Annotated in this window: 18 protein-coding genes; 11 read left to right on the top strand and 7 right to left on the bottom strand. The window is 64.3% G+C overall.

Annotated elements, in window-relative coordinates:
- The first annotated feature begins 226 nt into the window (after positions 1-226).
- A complete protein-coding gene (locus LFT43_RS19650) occupies positions 227-628 on the top strand; it encodes a potassium-transporting ATPase subunit KdpA (RefSeq protein ID WP_395799737.1) in 402 nt (133 codons plus the stop codon).
- 26 nt (positions 629-654) lie between these two features.
- Positions 655-1,350 (top strand): maleylpyruvate isomerase family mycothiol-dependent enzyme, encoded by a 696-nt coding sequence (locus tag LFT43_RS19645; protein WP_395799735.1) that lies wholly within the window; start codon positions 655-657, stop codon positions 1,348-1,350.
- A gap of 666 nt (positions 1,351-2,016) precedes the next feature.
- Here the strand turns inward: LFT43_RS19645 and LFT43_RS19640 are convergent.
- Together LFT43_RS19640 and LFT43_RS19635 are read right to left on the bottom strand one after the other, a co-directional pair.
- Positions 2,017-2,460, bottom strand: coding sequence for a hypothetical protein (locus tag LFT43_RS19640; RefSeq protein WP_395799733.1), 444 nt, complete (start codon positions 2,458-2,460; stop codon positions 2,017-2,019).
- 31 nt (positions 2,461-2,491) lie between these two features.
- Positions 2,492-3,586: a hypothetical protein gene (locus LFT43_RS19635; protein ID WP_395799731.1), complete on the bottom strand. Its 1,095-nt coding sequence runs from the start codon at positions 3,584-3,586 to the stop codon at positions 2,492-2,494.
- 242 nt (positions 3,587-3,828) lie between these two features.
- On the opposite strand from LFT43_RS19635, the gene LFT43_RS19630 reads away from it, so the two are divergent.
- On the top strand, positions 3,829-4,761 hold the full coding sequence (locus LFT43_RS19630) for an NAD-dependent epimerase/dehydratase family protein (protein WP_395799729.1): 933 nt from the start codon (positions 3,829-3,831) through the stop codon (positions 4,759-4,761).
- A 12-nt stretch (positions 4,762-4,773) separates the two neighbouring features.
- Here LFT43_RS19630 and LFT43_RS19625 read toward each other — a convergent pair whose 3' ends face one another.
- The 3 genes from LFT43_RS19625 to LFT43_RS19615 all read right to left on the bottom strand — a co-directional run bounded on the left by LFT43_RS19625 (position 4,774) and on the right by LFT43_RS19615 (position 8,275).
- Entirely contained in the window at positions 4,774-5,466 is a 693-nt protein-coding gene (locus tag LFT43_RS19625; RefSeq protein ID WP_395799727.1) for a PASTA domain-containing protein, read from the bottom strand.
- A 114-nt stretch (positions 5,467-5,580) separates the two neighbouring features.
- On the bottom strand, positions 5,581-6,285 hold the full coding sequence (locus LFT43_RS19620) for an alpha/beta fold hydrolase (RefSeq protein WP_395799725.1): 705 nt from the start codon (positions 6,283-6,285) through the stop codon (positions 5,581-5,583).
- 73 nt (positions 6,286-6,358) lie between these two features.
- The gene (locus LFT43_RS19615; RefSeq protein WP_395799723.1) at positions 6,359-8,275 is read right to left on the bottom strand and encodes an FAD-binding monooxygenase; all 1,917 of its coding nucleotides are present in this window, start codon (positions 8,273-8,275) and stop codon (positions 6,359-6,361) included.
- Between the two features lie 224 nt (positions 8,276-8,499).
- Between LFT43_RS19615 and LFT43_RS19610 the strand changes: the two genes are divergently transcribed.
- Genes LFT43_RS19610 through LFT43_RS19585 form a run of 6 tightly spaced genes read left to right on the top strand, consistent with a single transcriptional unit; the run spans position 8,500 to position 15,026 of the window.
- Positions 8,500-9,966, top strand: coding sequence for a fumarylacetoacetate hydrolase family protein (locus tag LFT43_RS19610; RefSeq protein ID WP_395799721.1), 1,467 nt, complete (start codon positions 8,500-8,502; stop codon positions 9,964-9,966).
- A complete protein-coding gene (locus tag LFT43_RS19605) occupies positions 9,959-10,660 on the top strand; it encodes a GntR family transcriptional regulator (protein ID WP_395799719.1) in 702 nt (233 codons plus the stop codon). Before LFT43_RS19610 ends, LFT43_RS19605 begins: the two co-directional genes overlap by 8 nt.
- A gap of 54 nt (positions 10,661-10,714) precedes the next feature.
- Complete coding sequence (gene hpaE, locus LFT43_RS19600; RefSeq protein WP_395799717.1) at positions 10,715-12,241, top strand: 5-carboxymethyl-2-hydroxymuconate semialdehyde dehydrogenase; 1,527 nt, start codon at positions 10,715-10,717, stop codon at positions 12,239-12,241.
- 36 nt (positions 12,242-12,277) lie between these two features.
- Positions 12,278-13,366, top strand: a complete 1,089-nt coding sequence (hpaD, locus tag LFT43_RS19595) for a 3,4-dihydroxyphenylacetate 2,3-dioxygenase (protein WP_395799715.1) — start codon at positions 12,278-12,280, stop codon at positions 13,364-13,366.
- Positions 13,367-13,419: 53 nt separating this feature from the next.
- Entirely contained in the window at positions 13,420-14,205 is a 786-nt protein-coding gene (gene hpaH, locus LFT43_RS19590; protein WP_395799713.1) for a 2-oxo-hept-4-ene-1,7-dioate hydratase, read from the top strand.
- A complete protein-coding gene (locus tag LFT43_RS19585; protein ID WP_395799711.1) occupies positions 14,190-15,026 on the top strand; it encodes an HpcH/HpaI aldolase/citrate lyase family protein in 837 nt (278 codons plus the stop codon). Before hpaH ends, LFT43_RS19585 begins: the two co-directional genes overlap by 16 nt.
- 650 nt (positions 15,027-15,676) lie before the next feature.
- Here the strand turns inward: LFT43_RS19585 and LFT43_RS19580 are convergent.
- Positions 15,677-16,207 carry a hypothetical protein gene (locus LFT43_RS19580; RefSeq protein ID WP_395799709.1) on the bottom strand — a complete coding sequence of 177 codons (531 nt, stop codon included), beginning with the start codon at positions 16,205-16,207 and terminating at the stop codon, positions 15,677-15,679.
- A gap of 287 nt (positions 16,208-16,494) precedes the next feature.
- Between LFT43_RS19580 and LFT43_RS19575 the strand changes: the two genes are divergently transcribed.
- Positions 16,495-17,703: an aspartate transaminase gene (locus LFT43_RS19575; RefSeq protein WP_395799707.1), complete on the top strand. Its 1,209-nt coding sequence runs from the start codon at positions 16,495-16,497 to the stop codon at positions 17,701-17,703.
- Positions 17,704-17,748: 45 nt separating this feature from the next.
- Entirely contained in the window at positions 17,749-18,423 is a 675-nt protein-coding gene (locus LFT43_RS19570; RefSeq protein ID WP_395799705.1) for a 4-carboxy-4-hydroxy-2-oxoadipate aldolase/oxaloacetate decarboxylase, read from the top strand.
- Between the two features lie 944 nt (positions 18,424-19,367).
- Here LFT43_RS19570 and LFT43_RS19565 read toward each other — a convergent pair.
- A complete protein-coding gene (locus LFT43_RS19565; protein ID WP_395799703.1) occupies positions 19,368-23,825 on the bottom strand; it encodes a beta strand repeat-containing protein in 4,458 nt (1,485 codons plus the stop codon).
- Positions 23,826-23,855: the final 30 nt, after the last annotated feature.

Here is a 23,855-nt window from a genome sequence, read left to right as displayed (position 1 = left end):
CCGTAAGCGGTGCCGATCTTGACGAATCCTTAACGTCCATGACCGGAAGCGAGCATCGGTACAGGCGAAGGCCCACAGCGTCAGTTCGAGCCGTCCGGCACTGAGCTCGTCGCAGCTATTAAGAAGCCATCAAGATAAGCCGTGGCCCCGTTAAGGAACCGTTAGGAACCGCTTTTCGCTGCATGCCAAGGAGTTGACTGGCAGCAGCCCCGCAAACGGGGCGAGGATGAATGCCACCAACACCAACTGGCAGACGTATATCCCGGAAGCCACGGTGGGGATCTTCGTGCAGATGTGCCTGCTGGCGGTGCAGAACTTCCTCTCGGCCGCCGTCGGAATCGTGGTGGTGGTCGCCCTGATCCGCGGTATCGCCCGAACCAGGACGGACAGGCTGGGGAACTTCTGGGTGGATTTGGCCCGCATTTCGTTGGATCTCTTCGTGCGGAACCCGGAGAAGCTGATTACCCAGCAACAGCTCCTCGGCGAGGTCTGGGGGCCGGCGTACGCCAAGGAAGCCAACTACCTGCGCGTGTACATGGCCCAGCTCCGCCGGAAACTGGAACCGGAGCCCGGGAACCCTCGCCACCTGATCACCGAGGTAGGGATCGGGTACCGGTTCATGCCATGAGTCCGGCGGCAGTCTATGCTCAACCCATGTCGCCCGATCTCTACCTTGCCGAGCTGTCTATCTGCGTCGATCAGCTACGCATCCTTGCCAGACAACCTGAAGAGAAGCTTGCCCATTTGGTTCCCGCATGTCCGGCGTGGACTCTGGACGGACTTTTCGGACACCTCGGCTCGATCGAACGATGGGCTGCGGAGATTGTTCTTGGGGGAAAGTTCGTCGAGGAACCTCCTGCCCCGTCCGCCGGCGCTTCAGAGTGGTTCCTCGAGGGGACGAACTCGTTCCTTGAGACAATGGCGAGTATTGATCCCGGGAAAGAGTGCTGGACTTTCGGGCCCCCTCCCCGCGAGTCCGGATTCTGGCTCAGGCGCCAGGCACACGAGCACGCGATCCACCTTGTCGACGCCCGCATGGCATCAGATATGGAGGCCCCCGCCTTTAGCCAGGACTTCATGTTCGATGGAATCGGCGAGGTCTTGGAAATGTTCACCCCGCGCCAGTTGCGGCTGGGGCGGATGCCGCAACCGGAAGCGGCCGTGACCTTCAACGTCCCAGGATCCGGCAGTTGGACCATTGGTACAGGGTCCGTCGCGGCCTCGATTACCGCACCTCTGCGCAGCATGTATCTCGGTCTCTGGGGACGTTCAGACCTCACAGACACCGCCGCCATCGAGGGGGATGCTTCCCTTGCGCTCCGTGTCCTGCAAGGGCCAATCACGCCCTGAGAATCCTCGGACTTCCAAGCGGCCGTCGATACGGCCGTGATCTTTGGTGTGCTGGCCTTGTGGCTCGGCCAGGCCTCACCTGTCTCCCAAGTTGCCGCTCAGTAGGTAGAGTCGAAGCCATGACTCGCAGGAAGGTTCCAGCTGCCCTTGTCGCGATTCCTTTCGCTTTGTGCCTGATCGCACTTGCACCGGCAGGGACCGCAGTGGCCGCGCCCTGCGATTCGCCGGACCTTCTTGGACTGGTCGGCATGTGCTCGCCAAATAGCTCCCCGACTCCCCGGCCGTCCGGCAAACCCACACCGCCAAGTTCGCCCAGTCCACCGGTACAACCGCAACCCCAACCGGATCCGGGAGCTACGCTTCCGGTTGGTGGGGCCTCGCCCCCGTCGCCGGTGGCGACTGTGGAGCAGGACCCGAGCAAGACCGCGCCACCAGCTGCGACAGGGTCCGCGGCGCCGTCGCCGATCGCCACTCCTCTTGCTCCTTCGGCTCAGAATTCAGCGCCGGCGGCAGGCCCCAGGTTTGACCCCGGCGGCCCTGCCCGGGACGGCCAGCCCGTAGCGCCGACCTTGTCTGTGGCGGGATTACTTTTGGCCTTTGGCGGAGCACTGATCGCAGCCGGGGGCGTGCTGGGTCTCAGAAGGTATCCGTCGCTCTGAGCGAAGTTCAGGCCTGCGGGGGTTGTGCCTGGAGAGAAGCGATCTGTGCACGCGCGGCCTCGATGAGCTCATTATTGGTGTTGGCGTGGCCGTTGAGGCCCCAACCGCCGTCGGGGGCTTCCGTGAGCAGAACCCAGGTGCGTTCGGGTAGCGTCGGGTCTGCCGCGGCCGCCGCGATGAGGGCGGTCAGCTGTTCGACCAAGACGAGCTGCTTGTCGCGGTCCAATGCGCCCGCGTTAGTGAGCACCTGGACCCGCACGTAGCCGCCGTCGCCGTCGACATTCGACAGGTCCCCTTCCGGGAGTTCATGGATGAATGCTGCCGTGTTCTTTCGGAACATCGGAATGTCCGGAACCTGCTCCACCCGCATCACAGTCGATGCCAGGTCAACCGCGAGCTGGTGCTTGTCTGCAAAGGTTCCGGTGGTGGCATATACGTCGATCATGGGCATGATGCTTCTCCTTTTCTATGTTGGTCAATCTTCAGCGTGTCCTCCGCTGGCCAAGCATTTGCGGATCGTCTGGCTTTACTTCCTTTGAAGTACGGTTCTTCGGCCGGTGCGGCATTGTCGGTTCTGACGGGAATCGCCGCGGGCCACTCCACATTGAAGGCGGGGCGTCGATTGCGTAGGCGAGGGCGTACGCTACCTTTTCGTAGTTGACGCGCCAGCCCCTGAAATGGGGCCAGGCCTGCTCCGCTGTCACTTCAACCGGGTAGTCGACGGTTCGCAGGAGTTCCACTGCCGCTTGGAAGTCTTCGAAAGTCACGTCGAGTGGGGAATCGGGATCGGGGTCTTCGTCTACAGGGATACGAATGGCCCGCGCCACTTGGTTCAGGCAAGTGAACCCCATCCGAAGAACCAGCCGCGCCCGGGTACTCGGTGCAGACCCCGGACTCAACGAAAGTTGCAACGCAGCCGCGTCCATCACGCTGAGGAGGGAGTTGAGCCAGTTCGATTGCGGAGCGGGTGAACGGAACCACACCAAGGTGAGGTAAGTGCTGTGTGATTCGGCCACATCAGCGGCCCACCGCTCCCAGATGCGGTAGAGATCGCTAAGCTCGCTGGTGCTGTTTTGAGCGGCCATGCCAAACCGTGTGCGCACCAGAAGCTCAGGTCCCCACGACGGTGAGCCGGCTCTCGACACCAGAAGAGTGACTTCCGCCTCACGCCTGTTGAAGGCCGCATAAAGCGTTGGCAGGTAGCCAATCTGCAAGGCGATGACGATCAACCCGGTGTACGCGGCCGCGTATACCAACACTGTGTTGCCAACGTTCGACGGCGCAGCGTACCCGAGCGTGAACATCGCGGAGCCAGCTTCGCTTGCGGCTTGCCAGATGTCACCGTCGACGAAGGGAAGCAGCAGGAGGCTGAACGACAAGTCGAACAGGATCACCCAAACAAGCAAGCGGACGAACAGCGACATTGGAGACTGCCAGGCAAGGATCCGATCACGTACTTCGTACGAGGTTACGGGTTTTGTGATGGCAAAGAAGATTTTCGCCGTGGCCATATGGGTCACCCGCGAAAGGTTGCTGTGCAGCGGCCGCGGCACTATCAGCGTTCCGATGACACTCATCCAGTTCAGGAGCAACCCAACCAACCCGACCGAAAAACACGCCCACACGATTACTGTCAATACACTCTTTCGACGACGCCGGACACCGATTCAGCCACTGTCCAAGGGAAGGGACAAAGCTGGTGAGGCTCGTATCATTCATGCACCTTTGAAACTTGTCAAGGGTAATGGGCTCAGTCGTGTTGTAGGGTGTGCGGTGTCACCCAGCAACGCATGGCCGGACAGCTCAGGAGATATCCATCGTGGCAAGCCATCTCATCCTCGGCGCGGGACTCGTAGGCGGCACGCTTGCGGGGCAGCTCACCGCCCGTGGAGACCAGGTCATACTCGGCACGCGCAGCGGTACTACGGTCCCTGGTGCGGCTCCGGTGAAGCTGGACGCGGGCAACCCGGCCGCCGTCACGCAGGCCGCACACGGAGCCGACACAATCTTCGTTTGCACCAACCCGCACTACACCGACTGGGTGGCCGACTGGCCTCCGATCTTCGACGCCGTGATCAAGGCGGCCCGTGACTCCGGGGCCGCTCTTGTGCTCATGGGCAACCTCTATGCCTACGGCTCCCCGGAAGGACCGATGACCGAGCACTCACCGCTCGCCACGACCGAGAAAAAGGGCCTTGTGCGCAAGTCGGGCTGGGAGAAGGTGCTGGCCGCGCACGAACGCGGAGAACTCCGGGCCGCCGAGGTTCGCGCGAGCGACTACTTCGGCCCAGGGGCCGCCGGCATGTCAACGCACCTCGGTGCTGGCTTTTTCGAACCAGTGTTGGCTTCCAAAACGGCACGCGTCGTTGGAGACCCCGCGCTAGAGCACAGTTGGAGCTTCCTGCCCGATATCGCCGCGACGCTGATCGCAGCCGGAGACCACACAGGCGAATGGGGCCGTGCTTGGCATGTGCCGAGTGCGTCCGTCCCGCGCTCGGAAATCGTGCGGCAGGTGAATGAGCGCTGGGGCGTGAAAGGCCGGGTCGCCTCGATCCCGGAGTGGTCACTCAGAGCCCTCGGTACTGTCGTTCCCATCCTGCGCGAGATCTCAGCCTCAAGCTACCAATTCAGGACGCCCTTCGTGATCGACTCCACGGAGACGCAGAAGGTGCTGGGTGTCAGGGCAACACCTTGGGACGAAGCGCTTGAGGTCACGGTGGACAGCTACCGCAAGCACCCTACGAGCAGCTAATCACCAGACCGCTCAGCTTGCCGTGTCGGCGGCAGGTTCTTCGCGCATGGCCCGCAGGCTCCGCGGCCCTGGGGAGGGGCGCCGCGGCTCGCGGACCCCCGCCGAGCCGCCTCGACCCAGCCAAAGGGTGACCGACGAACCTGCGGGCACTTTCGCCCCCGCTTCGGGGCTCTGATCGGTGACGAGGCCGCTGGGCCAACCGGACGCCTCTAGGGGTAGGCCGTCGGGATCGGGCCCGACCGGGACCAACTTCCTCTCCCACAGGAGGGCCCGTGCCTCTTCGAGGGAAAAGCCCACGACATCCGGTACGTCGACGTTCTGCTGCCTTCGCCTGCGTCCGGCTGCTTGGGCGGCCAGTTTCGCGGCCGCGGCAGCCTCCACCTCGCGAATCGTCTGGGGGTCGGAGATCGGCCGGCTAGGACTTGTTGGTACCACCTCGTCAAGATCTCGCCAGCGTTCCCACGCCGATTGTCGGGCAATCCCCAAACCTACGGCGATTTCCGCCCACGATGAGCCGCGGTGGCGTGCCGCGCGAACCGCCGCGAGCTCCGCTTGATCCAGTAGATGCCGCAACCTCCGGACATCGCCAAGTGCCTCCAGGGCTTCTGAACGGTCCAGGGGAGCGTCGTTGGTATCGCCGAACCACGAGCGCAGGCTCTCCCACACTGCCCGGCCTTCACGCCAAGGATCTCGATGCGCAGCCATATCGTCAGGATACCCTGACGATCCAGTCGCGTCGATGAACCCGGGTTAGATTGTGTCCAGCGATGCACATCAGCCGGGGTGTTCCCCTCAAGACCTGAGGCACCCGGACAGCCCTTAACCAGTCCGCTCAACCGCGGCGAGAATGGCTTCCCCGAGTTCGGTCGGCTTGGTGAACTGGGGCCAGTGTCCGGTGGGCAGATCCATGAATTCGACATCGTTGATGCGCGCGAGCTCGGCCACGAAGGGGTGGCCGGATTCGATCCATTCGCCGAGCAGGCTGGAGGGGAACTCGCACGCGATGATGGTGGCCGGGACGGCGTACCGGCGAACATCGTGCAACCGCTGTTTATCGGTGGCCACGTTCTTTGGCTCCGGGATGGCGCGTGCGCGGAAGGCGGCCCGCAGCTCGTCATTGAGGTCCACGAGGTCCTCAATTTCGAAAAGCTCCCATGGCGGCAAGGGCACGGCGTCGCCCTCAACCGGCAGTTCGTCGTTGATGACGCCGCCGTCGCCGAGAGGGCCGCTATCCACGTAAACCGCCCGGACCACGCGGTCCGGGCGGGCGTCGACGGCGCCGTGGATGATGGCACCTCCGCCGGAGTGGCCGACTAGAACAACAGGATTGTCGACGGCGTCGACAGCCGCCACTACGGCGTCGATGTGATCCCTGAGGCCGATTCCGGACCGTGGGGCGTCAACGGCCTCCAGCCCAGGCAGTGTGAGTGGGTGGACGGTGTGTCCCGCAGCAACGAGCGGCGGCGTGACCTCCGACCACGATGAGGCGTCCAACCAGAATCCGGGAACCATGATGATGTCCATGCCGGTACCCTACGACGGGCCACCGACAGAATGAACCCTCCCGGTGTCCCGCGCGCCAGGACGCGCCAACAGCTCACACTCCCGCGGTCCGTCCCGATCGCAGGAGGGGCGCGAAGAACGCGGCGAGTTCCGCCGTCGCGGTCAAGGGCAAGACGTTCGCCACGTACTGGTCCGGGCGCACCACTACCACGACGCCGCCGCGGTCCAGGCCGCGCAGCGCGAAGATATCCGCCGAAGGATCCGTTCCGTAGACGTTCTCAAGGTAGGTGAGCTTGAACGGCCCCACCTGCGGCTTGAACACTTCCGGCACGGCCCCGATATCGACGCTCGTGTGCTCCTGCTGGTAAATCACCTTCACGTCGAACCACGCGTCACGGTCAGCGCCTGACGGCGTTGCGGCCAGCGGCGAGTCCGGCGAGTTCGCGATCCACTCGGCAAAGTCGACGACGGGCGACGTTCCCCCTTGTGCCGTTCCGGCCCCCGCCGCGTCCGCGAAGACGTAGATGCGCCATCGTCCGTCCGCCTTGGCCTGGTGGCCGAGCTGGACCGGGTTGGTGTCGCAGACCCGCACCACGGGCGCGGATTTGAAACGCTTGCCGATGGTGTATCCCGTCGCCAAACCTTGGTGTGTGGGCCCGGCGATGAGCGGCGAGGGGGCGTAGTGGGTCATGAAACCGGCCGGGAACTCTGCCGTACTCACGTAGAAGTTCTCCAGCTCGGTGGGGTCCTCAAAGTCCTCGGGCTTCTTCGCCATGAGCGTGGACCACTCTTTGTCGAAGTCGATGAGGTTCTTAGCAACCACTTGGCGCTCGGCCGAGTACGTGGACAGGAGGCTCTCCGGACTGCGGCCCTCGAGTACGTGACCGAGCTTCCAGGCGAGGTTGAAGCCGTCCTGCATGGAGACATTCATGCCTTGGCCGGCCTTCGCACTGTGGGTGTGGCAGGCATCGCCTGTGATGAAAACGCGTGGCGTGCGGGTGCCACGCTCGTCCGGCAGGACGTCGTCGAACCGGTCTGTGAGGCGGTGGCCCACTTCGTAGACGCTGTGCCAGGCGACGTTTCGCACATCGAGAGTGTAGGGGTGGAGGATGTCGTTGGCTTTGGCGATGATTTCCTCGATGGTGGTGCTGCGCACGGAGCGGTTGTCGCTCCGGTCCACCTCGCCGAGGTCGACGTACATGCGGAAGAGGTGGCCGCCTTCGCGGGGGATCAGCAGGATGCTGCCGCCCGTGCCGGATTGGATGGCGCACTTCGTGCGGATGTCGGGGAAGTCCGTGACGGCGAGGACATCCATGACGCCCCAGGCGTGGTTGGCCTGGTCGCCGGCGAGGGTGCAGCCGATCGACTCCCGCACCTTGCTCCGGGCGCCATCCGCGCCGACGACGTACTTGGCCCGGACAGTACGCTCCTGGCCTTCGTTGGGTCCGGCGGTGTGGAGGAGGGTAACCGTGACGGGGTATTCGCCCTCACCGGTGACCTCGAGGCCGCGGAACTCGTATCCGTAGTCGGGAGTCATACGGGTAGGGGAGTTCGCCATGAATTCGGCGAAGTAGTCCAGCACGCGCGCCTGGTTGACGATGAGGTGCGGGAATTCGCTGATGTCTCCGGTCGGATCGTCAAGGGCGCGGGCGGTCCGGACGATGCGCGAGGGGTCCGCGGGATCCGGCTTCCAGAACGCCATCTCGGTGATCCGGTACGCCTCGGCGATGATCCGCTCGGCGAAGCCGAAGGCCTGAAAGGTCTCGACACTGCGGGCCTGGATGCCGTCGGCTTGGCCGATCGCAAGCCTTCCGCTGCGGCGCTCCACGATCCGGGTTGTGACGCCCGGGAACTGGGACAGCTGCGCGGCGGCGAGCATGCCGGCCGGCCCGCTGCCCACGATGAGCACGTCGACCTCGTCGGGAAGGTCCGTGGGTCTGTTGATGCCGACGCCGGCGGCCGGCTGGACTCTCGGATCACCGGATACATAACCGTGGTGGTGGAACTGCACGGGCATTCCTCACTTCGTTGTGTGGCGGTCTTAGCCGTTCTAGGTGTTCGATATTAGAATTTGATGTTCAATAATCGAAACCATTTTCTGGTTCAAAACTGTACGGTAGATATGACGAGGGTTACAAGGGCTCCTGAAAACTCCCCGAAAACAGGGGGTTGACGCCGCGAAGTTCCCCGACCATAGTTATCGTATACGATTTCGTACTCGATGAGGAGACAATCTTGGAACAGGTCACCGACCACACCCTGGCCGCGGCCCGCAAGGTCATCGCGGTGCATATCAACTACCCCAGCAGGGCTGCCCAGCGCGGCCGCACCCCGGAACAGCCGTCGTATTTCCTCAAGCCTTCCTCGTCACTGGCTCTCAGCGGCTCGACCGTGGAGCGTCCGGCCGGCTGTGAACTTCTCGGGTACGAGGGCGAGATCGCGCTGATCATCGGCAAGCCCGCCCGCCGCGTGAGCCTCGAGGACGCGTGGAGCCATGTCGAATGGGTGACTGCCAGCAACGACCTTGGCGTCTACGATCTCCGCCACGCGGACAAGGGCTCAAACCTCCGGTCCAAGGGCGGCGACGGTTTCACACCGGTGGGCCCCGCGCTGATCCCGGCCGCCGACGTCGACCCCTCCCAAATGCGCATCCGCACCTGGCACAACGGCGAACTCGTCCAAGACGACACCACCGAAGAGCTGCTGTTCCCCTTCGCGCGCCTCGTCGCCGATCTGTCCCAGCTACTCACCCTCGAAACCGGAGACATCATCCTGACCGGCACCCCGGCCGGCGCCTCCGTTGCCCAACCCGGCGACGTCGTCGAGGTTGAGGTCACCGCCCGCGACTTCAGCAGCGGCCGCCTGGCCACCAAAGTGACGGAAGGTACGACGCCGTTCGCGGATTTCGGTGCCCGGCCCAAGTCTGATGACACGCAGCGGGAGGAAGCGTACGGTTCGCGGGAAGCGGCGGGCCTGGCGCCGCTGGAAAATCCGGCGCCGGTCCTGAGTCCGGAGCTGAAGAAGAAACTCGAAAGCGTCGCCACCGCCACGCTGTCCAGCCAGCTGCGCAAGCGCGGGCTGAACAACGTGAGCATCGACGGACTGCAGGCCACCCGCCCGGACCGCCGCGTCGTCGGCCTCGCCCGGACCTTGCGCTATGTTCCCAACCGCGAGGACCTGTTCAAGACCCACGGTGGCGGTTTCAACGCGCAGAAGCGGGCCATCGATTCCGTCAACGAGGGTGAAATCCTGGTGATGGAGGCCCGGGGCGAAAAGGGCACGGGGACGGTGGGGGACATCCTCGCGCTCCGTGCCCAGATGCGCGGCGCGGCGGCGATCATCACCGACGGCGGCGTCCGCGACTACTCGGCGGTGGCAGGACTGGACATGCCCACCTACTTCGCCAACCCGCACCCCGCCGTGCTGGGTCGCCGGCACATCCCCTGGGACACGGACATCACCATCGCCTGCGGCGGAGCCACCGTTCAGCCCGGCGACATCATCGTCGCCGACTCGGACGGCATCCTGGTGATTCCGCCGGCCATCGCCGAGGAACTTGTGGACGAGTGCATCGAACAGGAGCAGGAAGAGGCCTTCATCTTCGAGATGGTCAAGCGGGGCAACAGCGTGGATGGGCTCTACCCGATGAACGCGCAGTGGCGTGCCCGCTACGAAGAGTGGGAAGGAGCCCAAGGTGACTGAAACCGCCGTAAGCGGCCTCGCCTCGGGCGAGAAGACCGGAAGCAAATCCGAGCAAGCTTATGCCGCCGTCAAGGCACGCATCGTGGACGGCACTTACTCGCCCGGATACCGGCTGGTGCTGGCCAAGATCGCCGAGGACCTCGGCGTCAGCGTGGTCCCGGTCCGTGAAGCCATCCGCCGCCTGGAGGCCGAGGGGCTCGTGAAATTCGAGCGCAACGTCGGCGCCACGGTCTCCGGGATCGACCCCACCGAGTACCTGTACACGATGCAGACCCTGAGCATCATCGAAGGAGCCGCGACGGCGTTGTCGGCACCGCTGATCGATTCTGTGGCGATTGCCCGGGCCCGTGCAGTCAATGCGGAGATGCGCGACTGCCTGGAGCATTTCGATCCGGTCCGCTTCACGGCGCTGAACCAGGATTTCCACAGCGTGCTCTTTGAACACTGCCCGAATCCGCACATCCTGGACCTGGTGCACCGGGGCTGGAACCGGCTCGCCTCGATCAGGGCCTCGACGTTCCGCTTCGTCCCCGGGCGCGCGCATGAATCCGTGGACGAACATGAGGCGCTGCTGCAACTCATTGAAAGCAACGCCGACGCCGACACCATCGAACAAGCCGCACGCCGGCACCGCGCCGCCACCCTCGACGCATACCTCGCACAAAGCAACGCGGGGTCACTTAGCGCCCATTAAACGGCACAACATGGGCCGTAAGTGACCCCGCGTTGCCAAAGTAAAGGAAAAGTAATGACGTTCACTGCACCAGAAACCACCACCCACTACGTCCCGAAGGACCTTCCCAACCACATCCAGCACTTCATCAACGGCCGGTTCGTTGACTCCGTCAGCGGGAAGACCTTCGACGTCCTGGACCCGGTATCCAACGGCAACTACGCCACCGCCGCGGCCGGGCAGAAGGAAGACATCGACCTCGCCGTCGCCGCGGCCCGCGAAGCCTTCGTGAATGGCCCGTGGCCGAAGATGAAGCCACGCGAACGCGCCGGTGTCCTGAACAAGATCGCCGACGCCGTCGAGGCCCAGGAAGAGCGCCTCGCCGAGCTCGAGACCTTCGACACCGGCCTGCCGATCACCCAGGCGAAGGGCCAGGCGCTGCGCGCGGCGGAGAACTTCCGCTTCTTCGCGGACCTGATCGTGGCCCAGTTCGACGATGCCATGAAGGTCCCGGGTTCGCAGATCAACTACGTGAACCGCAAGCCGATCGGCGTCGCGGGGCTGATCACCCCGTGGAACACCCCATTCATGCTCGAATCCTGGAAGCTCGCCCCGGCCCTTGCCACCGGTAACACCGTGGTGCTGAAGCCGGCCGAGTTCACCCCGCTCTCGGCCTCGCTCTGGGCCCAGATCTTCAAAGACGCGGGCCTGCCCGACGGAGTGTTCAACCTGGTCAACGGCCTCGGCGAGGAAGCCGGCGACGCCCTCGTCAAGCACCCGGACGTGCCGCTGATCTCCTTCACCGGGGAGACCACCACGGGCCAGACGATCTTCCGCAACGCGGCCGCGAACCTCAAGGGCCTCTCGATGGAGCTCGGAGGGAAGTCCCCGTGCGTGGTGTTCGCCGACGCCGACCTGGACGCCGCGATCGATTCGGCCCTGTTCGGCGTTTTCTCCCTCAACGGGGAACGCTGCACGGCCGGCTCGCGCATCCTCGTCGAACGCGCAATCTACGACGAGTTCTGCGAAAAGTACGCGGCCCGCGCGAAGAACATCGTGGTCGGGGACCCGCACGACCCCAAGACCCAGGTCGGAGCCCTCGTCCACCCCGAGCACTACGCCAAGGTGGCCTCCTACGTGGAGATCGGCAAGGCCGAAGGCCGGCTGCTGGCCGGCGGCGGACGCCCGGAACACCTGCCCGCGGGGCTCAACAACAGCAACTACATCGCTCCCACAGTGTTCGCCGACGTCGCGCCCGATGCGAGGATCTTCCAGGAGGAAATCTTCGGGCCCGTCGTCGCGATCACTCCGTTCGAGAACGACGACGAAGCCCTCGCCCTCGCGAACAACACCAAATACGGCCTGGCGGCCTACATCTGGACCCAGAACCTGACCCGCGCCCACAACTTCGCCCAGAACGTCGAGGCCGGCATGGTCTGGCTCAACAGCCACAACGTCCGCGATCTCCGCACCCCCTTCGGTGGCGTCAAGGCCTCAGGCCTGGGCCACGAGGGTGGCTACCGCTCCATCGATTTCTACACCGACCAGCAGGCCGTGCACATCACCCTCGGCGCTGTTCATACGCCCAAATTCGGCGCCTGAGCGCGCTTGCATCCTCCTCAAAGAAGAGAGAACCCCATGACCAACTTCGTCCCCACGCCCACCGTCCCGGCACCGGACATTGTCCGCTGCGCCTACCTCGAACTCGTCGTCACGGACCTCGCCAAGTCCCGCGAGTTCTACGTGGACCTGCTCGGCCTGCACGTCACCGAGGAAGACGAGGACACCATCTACCTGCGCTCCTTCGAGGAGTTCATCCACCACAACCTGGTCCTGCGCAAGGGACCGGTCGCCGCGGCCGCGGCGTTTGCCTACCGGGTGAAGTCCTCGGCCGAGGTGGACGCCGCCGAGGCCTACTACAAGGAGCTCGGCTGCCGGGTTGAGCGCCGCAAGGAAGGCTTCACCAAGGGCGTCGGCGACTCCGTCCGCGTGGAGGATCCGCTGGGCTTCCCCTACGAGTTCTTCTACGACGTGAAGCACGTCGAGCGCCTCACCCAGCGCTACGACCTGTACTCCGCCGGGGAACTGGTCCGCCTGGACCACTTCAACCAGGTCACTCCCGACGTGCCCCGGGGCCGGAAGTACCTCGAGGACCTCGGCTTCCGGGTCTCGGAGGACATCAAGGATTCCGACGGCGTCACTTACGCCGCGTGGATGCACCGCAAGCAGACCGTGCACGACACCGCCCTGACCGGCGGAAACGGCCCCCGCCTGCACCACATCGCGTTCTCCACGCACGAGAAACACAACATCATCCAGATCTGCGACAAGATGGGCGCCCTGCGCATCAGCGACCGGATCGAACGCGGCCCCGGCCGGCACGGCGTGTCCAACGCGTTCTACCTGTACATCCTGGACCCGGATGGGCACCGCATCGAGATCTACACCCAGGACTACTACACCGGAGACCCGGACAACCCCACTGTCACCTGGGACGTCCACGACAACCAGCGCCGGGACTGGTGGGGCAACCCCGTCGTCCCCTCCTGGTACACCGAAGCCTCCCTCGTCCTGGACCTGGACGGCAACCCCCAGCCCGTCATCATCCGCGAGGAAAAAAGCGAAATGGCGGTCACCGTCGGCGCCGACGGCTTCTCCTACACCCGCCAGCCCGAGGACGGCCCCGCCGGAGAAAAGAAAGGCTTCAAAGTCGGCTCCCAGCTCTAGGCTCGCAGCGCTAAACGTATGCTGACCGCAGGATGCCCGAACGGAGCGTGGAGATGCTTGACCCGAAGACGATAGAAACCATTGCGGACGAACTGCTGGAGGCCGGCCGGTCCCGGACCCCGGTTCCGCGCCTGACTGCCCGCTACCCGGACATGACGGTGGAGGATTCCTACGCGGTGCAGCAGTTGTGGCGCCGCAGGAACGAGGAGGCCGGACGGACGCTGGTAGGCCGCAAGATCGGGCTGACGTCGAAGGCCATGCAGGCCGCCACTGGCATCACGGAACCGGATTACGGCGCCATCTTTGACGACATGGTCCTGGAAACGGGCTGCTCCGTGCCGTGGGACCAGTACACCCACCCAAGAGTGGAGGTGGAGCTGGCCTTCGTGCTCAAGAAGGACCTCGCCGGGCCGGGGTGCACTATCTTCGACGTCCTGAACGCCACCGACTATGTGGTTCCGGCCCTGGAGATCCTGGATTCCAGGATCGAGATGGAGGGCCGGACCATCGTGGACACCATCTCGGACAATGCCGCGATGGGTGCCATGGTGGTCGGCGGCCGCCCGGTCCGCCCCGACGCCGTCGACCTCCGCTGGGTATCGGCGATCCTCTACAAGAACCAGACCGTGGAGGAAACCGGCGTCGCTGCCGGCGTCCTGGACCACCCCGCGAACGGCGTGCACTGGCTCGCCAACAAGATCGCCCCGCACGGCGACGGGCTGAAGGCCGGCGAGATCATCCTTGCCGGCTCCTTCACCCGCCCGCTCTGGGTGTACAAAGGGGATACCGTCCACGCCGACTATGGACCCTTGGGAGTTGTCACATGCCGGTTCGAGTAGAACCAGACCGCACCTTCCGCGAAGCCTTGGCCGCCGCGGACCGGCCACTCGCCGGTATGTGGGTGTGCTCCGGCAGCCCGCTCATCGCCGAACTATGCGCCGGGGCCGGCCTGGACTGGCTCCTGATCGACGCCGAACACAGCCCCAACGGCCTTGAATCCATCCTCGCCCAGCTCCAGGCAGTCCGCGGCTACCCCGTCCAGGCCGTCGTCCGCCCTCCGGCCAACGACACCGTGCTCCTCAAGCAATACCTGGACCTGGGAGTGCAGAACCTGCTCATCCCCATGGTCAACTCCGCCGCGGAAGCAAAGGCCGCGGTCGCCGCTGTTCGCTACCCGCCGCACGGGGTCCGGGGCGTCGGCTCGGCCCTGGCCCGTGCCTCGCGCTGGAACCGCATCCCGGACTACCTCGCCCGGGCCTCGGAGACGATCAGCGTGACGGTCCAGATCGAAACCGAGGCCGCCGTCGCGGCCGTAGAGGACATTCTGGCGGTCGACGGCGTCGACGCCATCTTCGTCGGCCCCTCCGACCTCGCGGCTTCCATGGGCCTGCTGGGACAGCAGGAACACCTGAAGGTGCGCGCCGCCGTCGAGCACTGCCTTGCTGCGGCGAAGACCGCGGGCAAACCGGGAGGCGTTAACGCCTTCAACGAGGCCACAGCGCGTGCGTATATGGCCGCCGGTGCGTCGTTCGTGCTGGTCGGCGCCGACGTCGCGGTGCTGGCGCGCGGCACGGAAGCGCTCGCGGACAAGTACATTCCAGCAACGCCCGACGGCGGTACACCCCTCGACGGATCAGGCGGAGCGCCCGCGAGCTACTGAACATTTTCCCAGGCGGCTCGCCGGTCCGATGCCGCGCAGGTCTCATTCACTCCGCAGCCGTCCGCGATATTGCAAGTAGGTAGTCGGCACTCTTCCGGAGGTCCTTGGACGGAGCTACATTGGATATCCCGAGGACGCTCGGAGGGCGGTCGAGGGGCCGTCCGCAATTTCAATGGAGCATGCCGTGGTCGCGCAACCAGATGTCAATCCTCAACAAACTGCAGCCCCTGCCCAACCGCCGGCTGCAAGGCGTTCAGGCCGGCCGGAGTACGATCTTCGGGCGGTTTACGTCCCGCAGTCCGGGCTGTTCCGAGATGATGAGGGGCGCGAATTCTTCGTGACTGCCGTGGAATTCTGGGAGCACGCGACAGTAGTCAGTCTGTGCTGGAAACTCAGGCCCGTAGCAGGGCAGGGAAGTCCGCCCTTGGTTGCCACGGATGAGCACGACCGTGTGCTGAGCTTGAAGCGCATCTGGAACGTTGGTGCGCGATCGATCCAACATTTTGAACCGATTTCAACGTCAGCCCGCGCATTGACGGTGCTCATCGCCAGGAAAACAGGAACGCAGGAACTGTTTAGCTGCAGGACGCCTCCGGCAAAGAAAGAGGCAATTAAGGGTTAGAGGGGCGGTCTGGGCTGGCCTGCGGAGACTAGGCTGGACGCGCGATGCCCCGCGTTGACCTGCGGATGTGGTCGGGCGTGAGGCCGGTAAGCGAGGCAAGTTCAAGGTCATCGCAGGCTTGGGTGCGGAGCGCCCTGACAATCAACGCCTCCCGCTGTTCAGTGATCTGGTCGCGGTGCCTTTCGGCTGCTTTGAGTTGGTCGCTTTTCGCCCTCAGTGCATCCACCTGCGCGCCGCTCGGAAGCCCGCTCGGGTGGAGGTCGTCATAAGCCAAACCAATGGTCCGGACGGCCCGAATGTTTTCGCCGATCACTGCGGAAATTGTGGCCAGGGTGAGCCCATCTTCCAGTGCTTGGGCGATCATCTCGTTCCGGGCAGCGGTCAATGTCCGGATGGCGCTCGACGCATGGGACAGGAGTTGCCTATGCGCCGCGAGGGCGTGCGTGAGTTTGGCACGCTCCCCTTTGGCCGAGGCTTGGGGCCGTGCTGGAACGTTGGCCCGGTAGGTGTACCTGCCGGTGGCTGACGAGCCCCGAAGGGACCCGGATTGGGCTGGCATTCGATCCCTTTCGGACTCTTCGCGAACTCTTCTGATCTATGAAATCTAGGCGGCGTTCGTAGAGCTGCGGAAATACCAATACCGGGTGAACCCATAAGAAAAGTGCATGGGAAGAACCTATATGGGCTGGGAAGGAGGCGAAACGACGTCAGATCGCACAAGCGTCATAAGTGCCCCTTATTGATCCACGCACATTAGGTCTTATCCACGGCGCCCGGCAATGCCTAGTCTCGAATTGGGGATTCGCGAATCCGCGAGTCCTGAGTTTTACGATTCTGGAGGAGACAATGTCCGACTACCTGCCGGCGTCGAGGGTCACCCGCATCAAGTCCTCAGCGAGCGTTGCGGCCGCTGCCCGCGTCCGCGAACTGCGAGCTGAAGGTATCCCGATCATCGACCTGACCGTCGGCGAACCGGACTTCGACACCCCTGACCACATCAAAGCGGCCGCCATCGAGGCAATCAAGGCAGGCGAAACCAAATACACCTCGGTGACTGGCACGCCCGAACTGCAGACCGCAATCCTCCGCAGGATCGAAAGCCACACCGGCGCGCACTACGAACCGAACCAACTGACCATCGGCGGCGGCGCCAAGCAGGTCCTATACGTAGCCCTGATGGCATCGCTCAACGTGGGCGACGAAGTGATCGTCCCCGCACCGTACTGGGTGTCCTATCCGGACATGGTCCTCGCCAACGACGGCACTCCGGTGATCGTCGCTTGCGGAGAAGACGCCGGCTTCAAGCTGACTCCGGCCGCCCTGAAGGAAGCCATCACGCCCAAGACCAAGTGGCTTATCCTCAACGCACCGTCCAACCCGACGGGCGCCGTGTACTCGCGCGAAGAACTGCAGGCCCTTGGTGCCGTCCTTGAGGAATTCCCGCACGTCTATATCCTCACCGACGAGATCTATGACGAAATCCATTTCGGCGACGGCCGGGTGATCAGCCTCGTCACGGCGGTTCCAACCCTGCGCGACCGTATCCTGCTGGTCAACGGTGTCTCCAAGGCCTACGCAATGACCGGTTGGCGCATTGGCTACGGCGTGGGCCCTGCACCCTTGATCGCCGCCATGAACAAGCTGCAGTCGCAGACGTCCTCCTGCCCGTCCTCCATCAGCCAGGCAGCCGCGGCAGCTGCGCTGAACGGCGACCAGTCGTTCGTCCGGGACAGCGTGGAGGTGTACCGCAAACGCCGGGACGTCGCCGTCGAAGGCCTCAACGCCATTGAGGGGCTGTCCGTCGCGCCGGCCGACGGCGCCTTCTACGCCTACGTGAACTGCAGCGGCGTCATTGGCAAGACCGCTCCGGACGGCACGGTCATGGAAAACGACCAGGACTTCACGCTGTACCTCCTCAACGCGGCCGCGGTGGCCGTCATCCAGGGCTCGGCCTACGGACTCGGCCCCTACTTCCGGATCTCCTTCGCCACATCGCTTGAGACCATCAACGCTGGCGTGGACTCGATCCGCAAGGCAGTCAGCGCCCTCAACTAAGGCCTACGGGCAGCACAGAAGTCAGCCAATAGAAAGATGCAGGAAATGATCCACGTAAAGACCAAATTCCAGAGGCCCGACGCCGACCTCGTCAGCCGCCTCGCGGCGTTCTCCTCCGCGACCATCCACGAAGCACAGGGCCGCCGCGGCGCGCTGAGCTCGAAGATCAAGCCGATCGACCGCTCGATGTCCTTCTGCGGCCCGGCGGTCACCGTGGCCTGTGCCCCGCAAGACAACCTCATGCTGCAGGTTGCCATCCACTACGCCCAGGCCGGCGACGTTGTCCTGGTGGGAGCGCAGGAATTTTCCGACGCCGGCACGTTCGGCGACGTGCTGGGCAACGCCATGAAGGCCAAGGGCATTGCGGCCATGGTGACCGATTCCGGTGTGCGTGACACCCAGGACCTCATCGAGCTGGGCCTGCCTGTTTTCTCCGGCAGCGTCTGCATCAAGGGCACGGTCAAGGAAACCCTTGGCCCGATCAACCACGCGCTCGTCTTCGGCGACGAGATCATCTACCCCGGCGACATCCTCCGCGGTGACGCCGACGGCGTCGTGGTGGTGCGTCGCGAGGAAGCTGAGGAGGTCATCGCGCTCTCCCAGGCCCGCGACGACGCCGAACGCGAGCTGATCAAGGCGTACCACGCCGGAGGCACCACCATCGAGTTGTGCGGTCTGACGGAGAAGCTGAAGGCCAAGGGACTCTTGGTCGAAGACTGATTGTCTCGCTGGGGCCGGTCACCGAATGCGGTGGCCGGCCCGTTGCGCGTCTGCCAGGGTGGGAGGCAGGGCTACAGGGGTGCCTGTTTCCGGGTACGAAGAAGGCGCCTTGCCAGTGGCACGGCGCCTTGCGTAGTTGGGCTGGGTTGGAGGTAGCCGACGACGGCGGGTGGCCGGCGCAGCGCTGTGACTTGCGCGGCGGTGTGGCTAGTTCAGCGGCGTGGCTAGCTGAATCAGTCCAATCCGGGGTGTCCTGGGCGGGCGTCGACCAGATGCCACTCAATGCTGTTTCCAGCGTGGGCCGGCATGAGGCTTCCTTCGAAGACGAAGAGGGGTTCGCCCACGCCACCTAAAGGACGCCAGAAACCATTCCTTGGGCAGTGGAATCCGGTCCGTGCACTGATCGTTCCGAGGGTTGGATTCGAAACCCAGCTGGTCTGGCTGATCCTTTTCACCGTTGTTCCTTTGATTGGGTTCACGGAATCCGTGAGCCGCTTTCGAATTACTTGATAATTCGATATTAGGAAATAAAAACGCCGATGAATAAGACCAAAGATGTCTGTCCGGATAAGGCAATGTTATGGATGGATCAAGCCTCGTGGCGCGCGCGTGCCTAACGGACCGGCGATGGCGGGCCTCCGGTGCGCCCTGGCGATTATGCAGTCGGCCAGGGGTGCTTCACCTGTAACGCGGGCCGGCAGGACATGTCGGTGTTCGCGTGGCAAGGACTGATTTCATGGTTACGACGAAGGGCTCCAACCCGAAGGTTGGAGCCCTTTGTCGACTGGTGGAGGACTTACATCAAGCTGAGCTATCGCTGTTCGTTGCGGTCTGGACGGGGCGTTCGTTCAAGGTCAGGGGACCCCTTGATGACGAACGCCCGCGTCTCGGGAAGACCTTCCGTTCCCGCCGCACTCCAATACCGACACGGCAGGGGCGTGAGTTTAGTGCAGGTAGTAACCGGAGACGTCGGCGATGAAATTCGTCGAACTCCCGGAGCGGTTGAAGAGCGTGACTTTCCCGTCCGCGCCGACCGGGACGGTCACGGAGTTCGGAACGGTCTGTCCGCGGGCGAAGTTCACGTTGGAGGAGTTCGGACGGTTGGTGCCGGAAGCATAGGCCGCGGCGAAACCGAAGGACTGGGGATCGGTGACCGTGAGGTTGAACGTCACGGCCGAGACGTTCGCGGGAATCCCGTTCACCCCGCCGACCTGGAAGGACACCGGCGAGTCAGCACCCACCGCAGCACCGGAACGGGTGTCCAACGCCCGGAACGGGGCAGTGGGTTGGAACGCACCCGCCACCGTCGGCGTTCCGGCAATGTAGTAACCGGAGACGTCGGCGATGAAATTCGTCGAACTCCCGGAGCGGTTGAAGAGCGTGACTTTCCCGTCCGCGCCGACCGGGACGGTCACGGAGTTCGGAACGGTCTGTCCGCGGGCGAAGTTCACGTTGGAGGAGTTCGGACGGTTGGTGCCGGAAGCATAGGCCGCGGCGAAACCGAAGGACTGGGGATCGGTGACCGTGAGGTTGAACGTCACGGCCGAGACGTTCGCGGGAATCCCGTTCACCCCGCCGACCTGGAAGGACACCGGCGAGTCAGCACCCACCGCAGCACCGGAACGGGTGTCCAACGCCCGGAACGGGGCAGTGGGTTGGAACGCACCCGCCACCGTCGGCGTTCCGGCAATGTAGTAACCGGAGACGTCGGCGATGAAATTCGTCGAACCCCCGGAGCGGTTGAAGAGCGTGACTTTCCCGTCTGCCCCGACCGGGACGGTCACGGAGTTCGGAACGGTCTGTCCGCGGGCGAAGTTCACGTTGGAGGAGTTCGGACGGTTGGTGCCGGAGGCGTAGGCCGCGGCGAAACCGAAGGACTGGGGATCGGTGACCGTGAGGTTGAACGTCACAGCGGAGACGTTCGCGGGAATCCCGTTCACCCCGCCGACCTGGAAGGACACCGGCGAATCAGCACCCACCGGCGCACCGGAACGGGTATCCAATGCCCGGAACGGAGTAACCGGTACCTGCGTCCCGGATTCTCCTGCAGAGGCGGCCGTAAAGACGTGGGTCCATGATGCGGTAGCACCCGTAGTCAGGACGTAGCCCGCTTGGGCCTGGGCGGTGACAGTGACGGTCCCGGTGCCCGGGTATGTGCCGGCCGGGACGATGGTGGCGCCGAGGAGGTAGTCGACGCCGGTCGTGGCCGGGACCGTGTAGTTGTCGTCCTTCGTGCCGTCCTTGTCCGTGAACACTACAGGGGCGGGTGTGGCTTGGACCGGGCTCGGGGCGGCCTTGTAGGAAAGTTCGCCCACTGGCGTGTCCGTGCCGACCCCGACTGTTACTGGCACCGCTGCGGCTTCGGTGGCGGTATTGCCGGAATAGAGCTTTCCAAGGGAGGACCGGCTGCCCGGGGGGACAACGTCCAGGAGATAATTGCCGGTACTCAGACCACCGACGCTGAATTTGCCCGTGGCGTCGGTGTGAGTGGATCGGGTGACGAGCGAACCGTCTTTGGTGTAGGCGTGAATCATAGATCCGGCGAGGGGTTGGCCGGTGTCGTCGGTGACGGTTCCGCTGATGCTCCCCCCTTTTACCAGGCCTGCATTGACATCCGGTACGGTTTGGCCGGCCGTGACGGAGAGCACAGAGGCTGCCCCAGATCCTGCGGACTCGGGCTTATTCTGATAGAACTGTGCCTCTGCCAGCGAGGAACCACTGGCCCGGTTGAAGGCAATCTTGTACGACCCGGTCGCGAGACCGTCAATGCTGTAAGCACCCGAAGAATAATCAGCGATGGCAGTCTTCACGGTGTTGCCGGCACCGTCCTGGACGGTCACAGGAAGGTAACCCCCGGCACCGACGCCGACACCGCTGACGGTTCCGCTGATCGTGGCTCCCTTGACCAGGGTCGCGTTGATGCCGGTCAGATTCTGCTGGGCGGTTACGGTGACCGCCGTGGCGGTGGCAGCAGACGGTGCATTGTTGTACCACTGATCCACGGCCCCGGAGTTGTACCCGGAGAAGTCCAGGTTGTAGGACCCTGCGGGCAGGCCGATGAGCTTGTAGGTGCCGTCCGCTGCTACCTGCGCCGATGCGGGAGGACCAAGTTGAACGTTACCGACAAGCCATGCGGAGACCGTTACGGAGGTCAGGTTCACTCCGGCGGGTGCGGTGATGGTTCCGCTGATCGTGGCCCCCTTGAGCAGGGTGGCGTTTATGCCGGTCAGGTCCTGGCCGGTGGTGACGGCGACAGCCGTGGCGGTGGCCGCGGTGGCTGCGTTGTTGTACCACTGATCCAGCGCGCCGGTGTTGTTGCCGGAGAAATGCAGGTTGTAGGATCCGGCCGGCAGTCCAGTGAGCTTGTAGGTGCCGTCCGTACCGATTTGGGTGTACGAGGAATTTACCGTCGAACCGACAGCCGACGCGTAGACGAAGGTGGGGATCAGATTCACTCCGGCCGGGGCGGTGACGGTTCCGCTGATCGTGGCGCCCTTGACCATGGTGGCGTTGATGCCGGTCACGTCCTGGCCGGTGGTGACGGTGACGGCCGTGGCGGTGGCGGCGGTTGCTGCGTTGTTGTACCACTGATCTAGCGCGCCGGCGTTGTTGCCGGAGAATTCCAGGTTGTAAGACCCGGGTGCCAGCCCGGTGACCTTGTAGGTTCCGTCCGGGGCAACTGAGGCCGGCGGAACGTACTGCATCGGGCTACTCCCGACAGCGCGCGCGGAGACCGTTACTGAGGTCAGGTTGACTCCGGCGGGTGCGGTGACGGTTCCGCTGATGGTCGCGCCCTTGACCATGGTGGCGTTGATGCCGGTCAGGTCCTGGCCGGTGGTGACGGTGACCGCCGTGGCGGTGGCCGCGGTCGCTGCGTTGTTGTACCACTGATCCAGGGCGCCGCTGGCGTTGCCGAAGAAGCCGCTGTTGTTGCCGGAGAATTCCAGGTTGTAGGACCCAGCCGGCAGCCCGCGGAGCTTGTAGGTGCCGTCCGCGCCAACTGAGGCGGACACGGAGTTTGCCGTCGAGCCGACAGCCGACGCGGAGACGGAGACGGAGGTCAGGGTGACTCCGGCGGGTGCGGTGACAGTTCCGCTGATCGTGGCTTCCTTGACCATGGTGGCGTTGATGCCGGTCAGGTCCTGGCCGGTGGTGACGGTGACCGCCGTGGCGGTGGCTGCGGTCGCTGCGTTGTTGTACCACTGATCCTGGGCGCCGCTGTCGTTGCCGGAGAATTCCAGGTTGTAAGACCCGGGTGCCAGCCCGGTGACCTTGTAGGTTCCGTCCGGGGCAACTGAGGTGGACGGAACGTATTGCATCGGGCTACTCCCGACAGCGCGCGCGGAGACCGTCACTGAGGTCAGGTTGACTCCGGCCGGTGCGGTGACGGTTCCGCTGATGGTCGCGCCCTTGACCATGGTGGCGTTGATGCCGGTCAGGTCCTGGCCGGTGGTGACGGTGACCGCCGTGGCGGTGGCCGCGGTCGCTGCGTTGTTGTACCACTGATCCAGGGCGCCGCTGTTGTTGCCGAAGAAGAAGCCGCTGTTGTTGCCTGAGAACTGCAGGTCATAGGACCCAGCCGGCAGCCCGCGGAGCTTGTAGGTGCCGTCCGCGCCAACTGAGGCGAACACCGAGTTTGCCGTCGAGCCGACAGCCGACGCGGAGACGGAGACGGAGGTCAGAGTGACTCCGGCGGGTGCGGTGACGGTTCCGCTGATCGTGGCTTCCTTGACCAGGGTGGCGTTGATGCCGCTCAAGTCCTGGCCGGTGGTGACGGTGACCGCAGTGGCCGTGGCCTGGGACGAGGCATTGGAGTACCACTGGTCCAGGGCGCCGCTGTTGTTGCCGGAGAATTCCAGGTCATAGGACCCGGCCGGCAGGCCTGCGAGCTTGTAGGTGCCGTCCGCGGCAACCGAAGCATACGCGAAGGAGCTGTTCCCGACGCCCGATGCAAAAACGCTAGTGGATGTCGGGGTGACTCCGGCGGGTGCGGTGACGGTTCCGCTGATCGTGGCGGCTTTGACCAGGGTGGCGTTGATGCCGGTCAGGTTCTGGCCGGCGGTGACGGTAACGGCCGTGGCCGTGGCCTGGGACGAGGCATTGGCGTACCACTGATCCACTGCGCCCGAGCCGGAAAAATGCAGGTTGTAAGACCCGGCCGCCAGCCCGGTGAGCTGGTAGGTTCCGTCCGCGGCAACCGAAACAGCCCCCCCAAACGAGTCGGTTCCCACGCCCGTCGCAGAAACGGTGGTGGACGTCAGCGCGACTCCGGCGGGTGCGGTGACAGTTCCGCTGATGGTTGCCGTGGTGGCCACCGTAGCTTGGGCCGGGATGTTGCCTGCGAATAGAAGCGCGGCGATAACCGCGGCGAGAACGGCGGTAACCCGCCTCAATTTAAGCATACGGACGTGCATGTAGAGCCCCCAATGTGC

Source organism: Arthrobacter sp. FW306-04-A, assembly GCF_044358315.1.
In the GTDB taxonomy this organism is placed as follows: domain Bacteria; phylum Actinomycetota; class Actinomycetes; order Actinomycetales; family Micrococcaceae; genus Arthrobacter.
Note: the sequence above shows the minus strand (reverse complement) of the source record. Positions and strands in the feature narration are given on the sequence as shown.

Excerpts from the sequence above, each read along its gene's own strand:
- LFT43_RS19650 (WP_395799737.1), top strand. The coding sequence starts at position 227 with ATGAATGCCACCAACACCAACTGGCAGACGTATATCCCGGAAGCCACG.
- LFT43_RS19645 (WP_395799735.1), top strand. The coding sequence starts at position 655 with ATGTCGCCCGATCTCTACCTTGCCGAGCTGTCTATCTGCGTCGATCAG.
- LFT43_RS19640 (WP_395799733.1), bottom strand. The coding sequence starts at position 2,460 with ATGCCCATGATCGACGTATATGCCACCACCGGAACCTTTGCAGACAAG.
- LFT43_RS19635 (WP_395799731.1), bottom strand. The coding sequence starts at position 3,586 with ATGAGTGTCATCGGAACGCTGATAGTGCCGCGGCCGCTGCACAGCAAC.
- LFT43_RS19625 (WP_395799727.1), bottom strand. The coding sequence starts at position 5,466 with ATGGCTGCGCATCGAGATCCTTGGCGTGAAGGCCGGGCAGTGTGGGAG.
- LFT43_RS19620 (WP_395799725.1), bottom strand. The coding sequence starts at position 6,285 with ATGGACATCATCATGGTTCCCGGATTCTGGTTGGACGCCTCATCGTGG.
- hpaE (WP_395799717.1), top strand. The coding sequence starts at position 10,715 with ATGACGTTCACTGCACCAGAAACCACCACCCACTACGTCCCGAAGGAC.
- hpaD (WP_395799715.1), top strand. The coding sequence starts at position 12,278 with ATGACCAACTTCGTCCCCACGCCCACCGTCCCGGCACCGGACATTGTC.
- hpaH (WP_395799713.1), top strand. The coding sequence starts at position 13,420 with ATGCTTGACCCGAAGACGATAGAAACCATTGCGGACGAACTGCTGGAG.
- LFT43_RS19585 (WP_395799711.1), top strand. The coding sequence starts at position 14,190 with ATGCCGGTTCGAGTAGAACCAGACCGCACCTTCCGCGAAGCCTTGGCC.
- LFT43_RS19580 (WP_395799709.1), bottom strand. The coding sequence starts at position 16,207 with ATGCCAGCCCAATCCGGGTCCCTTCGGGGCTCGTCAGCCACCGGCAGG.
- LFT43_RS19575 (WP_395799707.1), top strand. The coding sequence starts at position 16,495 with ATGTCCGACTACCTGCCGGCGTCGAGGGTCACCCGCATCAAGTCCTCA.
- LFT43_RS19570 (WP_395799705.1), top strand. The coding sequence starts at position 17,749 with ATGATCCACGTAAAGACCAAATTCCAGAGGCCCGACGCCGACCTCGTC.
- LFT43_RS19565 (WP_395799703.1), bottom strand. The coding sequence starts at position 23,825 with ATGCTTAAATTGAGGCGGGTTACCGCCGTTCTCGCCGCGGTTATCGCC.